Here is a 2,528-nt window from a genome sequence, read left to right as displayed (position 1 = left end):
GCATCCGTCGACCTCACCGACCGAGACATCACCGAGTTCGGCGGGTGGCGCGCCTACCGCGCAGCATCCGTCGTCCCTGCGACCGCCTGACCTGCCCCACCCCGCCTGACCCGCCCCCACCAGGAGAACACATGACCTTCCGCACTCCCCGCCGCACGTCCTCGCTCGCCATCGCCTCCCTCGCCGCCGCTGCGCTCGCGCTCACCGGCTGCTCCGCCGCGTCGTCATCGGCCGACTCCGCGAGCGGCGAGAGCGGCAGCCAGTCCGTCACCATCGGGACGCTGCGTGCGCAGCCCCACCTGTTCAGCCCCTTCTTCTACGAGGAGGTCGCCGACGAGGGCATCGACGTCGAGATCGTGCTCTTCGACACCTCCAGCGACATCAAGAACGCGATCGTCTCGGGATCGGTCGACTTCGGCGTGACCGGTGCGGCGTCGGTCATCGCCGGCGTCGCAGAGAAGCAGGATGTGCGCATCGTCGCCTCCGCCGCCGACGGCGGCACCCGCATCGTCGCCACGGACGACATCGAGACGCCGGACGACCTGAAGGGCACGAAGGTCGGCTTCCCGATGGGCGCCACACAGGAGATCCTCCTCAAGCGCACGCTCGAGGCGCAGGGCATCGACCCTGCGAGCGACGTCGAGCTGGTCAACCTGCCCTTCGCCGACATGGCGACCGCGTTCGCCTCCGGACAGATCGACGCGTTCATCTCCGCCGAGGTGGGTCCGTCGATCGCGATCGAAGGCGGCGCACACGAACTCATGTCGGCCTACGACACCCCGATCGGGCAGACCAACATCGTGCTCGCCACGAGCAACAGCCTGATCGAGTCCGACCCCGAGCTCGTGCAGTCGGTCGTCGACACCCACATCGCGGCGGTCGAGCACATGGCGGAGGACACCGAGGCCTGGGCCGACGGCCTCGTCGAGGAGTTCGCCCTGGACCCCGCGATCGTCGACCTCGCGATCGAGAACATCTGGCCGCGCTGGGACCTCGACGCCGACTACCTCTCGACGCTGGCCTCGATGAGCGAGGAGATGCTCACCTTCGACCAGGTCTCGGCCGAGGTCGACCAGGACCTCCTCACCGACGACAGCTTCGTCGAGACCGCACGGACGGAGTGACCATGACGACCACCGCACTCGCCGATCCGCCTCAGGGCGTCGAGCACACCGAGACGCAGCCCGGCGGCATCCGCACCGCTCGGCCGCGCCGCCGACTGCCGCTCGGATGGGCCATTGCGCTTCCCGTGCCGATCCTCCTCCTCATCGGCTGGCACCTGGGTGTGCAGAACGCCTGGACGCTGCCGTTCGACATCAAGATGACCTTCCTGCCCACCCCCGGCGAGGTCGCGGTGCGCGGCGTGGACTTCGCGGTCGGCGGCATCTACGACGACTCGTTCAGCGGCGCGCTCTGGGGTCACCTGGGCGCCTCGACGCTGCGCGTGCTGCAGGGCTTCGGCCTCGCGGTCGCCGTCGCCGTGCCGCTGGGCGTGCTGATGGGTCGGTCGAAACTGCTGTTCCGGATGCTGGAGCCGACGATCAACCTCGTCCGCCCCATCCCGGTCACCGCCTGGGCTCCGCTGACACTGCTCATCATCGGCTTCGGCGACCGCTCCACGGTGTTCCTCGTGTTCATCGCGGCGGTGTTCCCGATCCTGCTGAACACCATCAGCGGAGTCCACCAGGTGCCGGGCCGCCTGCTCGAAGCCGCCGCGATGCTGGGCACCCCCCGCCTGCAGTCGCTCTACAAGGTCGTCATCCCGGCCGCCGCGCCGCAGATCATCAGCGGCATGCGCATCGCGATGGGCCTGTCGTGGGTGATCCTCGTCGTCGGCGAGACCGTCGGCATCAGCACCGGTCTCGGCGCGCTCATCACCCAGGCCAGAGAGCAGTCGCGAACCGACCTCATCATCGTGGGCATGGTCGTCATCGGCCTGGCCGGCTTCATCGCCGACCGTCTGCTCACGCTCATCTTCGCCATCGCCTTCGGGCGCCGACCGATCCAGAAGTGAGAGATCGCATGAGCATTCCTCCCCAGCACGCCGCAGACATCGTCATGAGCGGTGTCGGCAAGCGGTACCCCGGATCGCCGATCGCCGCCGTCGACGGTGTGGACATCACCGTCGCGGCCGGCGAGGTGGTCTGCATCGTCGGCGCCTCCGGATGCGGCAAATCGACGCTGCTGCGCATGGTCGCGGGCTTCGAGACGATCACCGAAGGGTCTCTGACCGTCGCGGGCACTGAGGTCACCGGGCCCGGACCCGACCGTGGCGTCGTCTTCCAGGACTACGGGCTGTTCCCCTGGCTGACGGTGCGCGAGAACATCGAGTACGGGCCTCGGCAGGCGCGCCTTCCGCGTGCGGTCGTGAAGGAGCGGGCGACCGCGGCGCTGGACTCGGTCGGACTCAGTCGCGTCGCGGCATCCTTCCCGCACCAGCTCTCGGGCGGGATGCAGCAGCGGGTGGCGATCGCACGACTGCTCGCCAACACTCCGTCGGTGATGCTGATGGACGAACCGTTCGGCGC

3 protein-coding genes are annotated in these 2,528 nt (G+C 68.9%); all 3 read left to right on the top strand.

The annotated features are described in order from the left end of the window. Positions 1-131: 131 nt before the first annotated feature. Positions 132-1,124 (top strand): ABC transporter substrate-binding protein, encoded by a 993-nt coding sequence (locus tag RWO82_RS15520; protein ID WP_314428430.1) that lies wholly within the window; start codon positions 132-134, stop codon positions 1,122-1,124. Positions 1,125-1,126: 2 nt separating this feature from the next. Continuing rightward, entirely contained in the window at positions 1,127-2,014 is an 888-nt protein-coding gene (locus tag RWO82_RS15515) for an ABC transporter permease (RefSeq protein ID WP_314428429.1), read from the top strand. An 8-nt stretch (positions 2,015-2,022) separates the two neighbouring features. Continuing rightward, positions 2,023-2,528: ATP-binding cassette domain-containing protein (locus tag RWO82_RS15510; protein WP_314428428.1), on the top strand; the 506-nt coding region annotated here is incomplete at its 3' end.

The sequence above is a fragment of the uncultured Microbacterium sp. genome, assembly GCF_963521645.1.
Taxonomy (GTDB): domain Bacteria; phylum Actinomycetota; class Actinomycetes; order Actinomycetales; family Microbacteriaceae; genus Microbacterium.
This window is presented reverse-complemented; position numbering and strand designations above follow the sequence as displayed.

What these genes read in the sequence shown, in the direction of transcription:
- RWO82_RS15520 (WP_314428430.1), top strand. Translation starts at nt 132, where the DNA reads ATGACCTTCCGCACTCCCCGCCGCACGTCCTCGCTCGCCATCGCCTCC.
- RWO82_RS15515 (WP_314428429.1), top strand. Translation starts at nt 1,127, where the DNA reads ATGACGACCACCGCACTCGCCGATCCGCCTCAGGGCGTCGAGCACACC.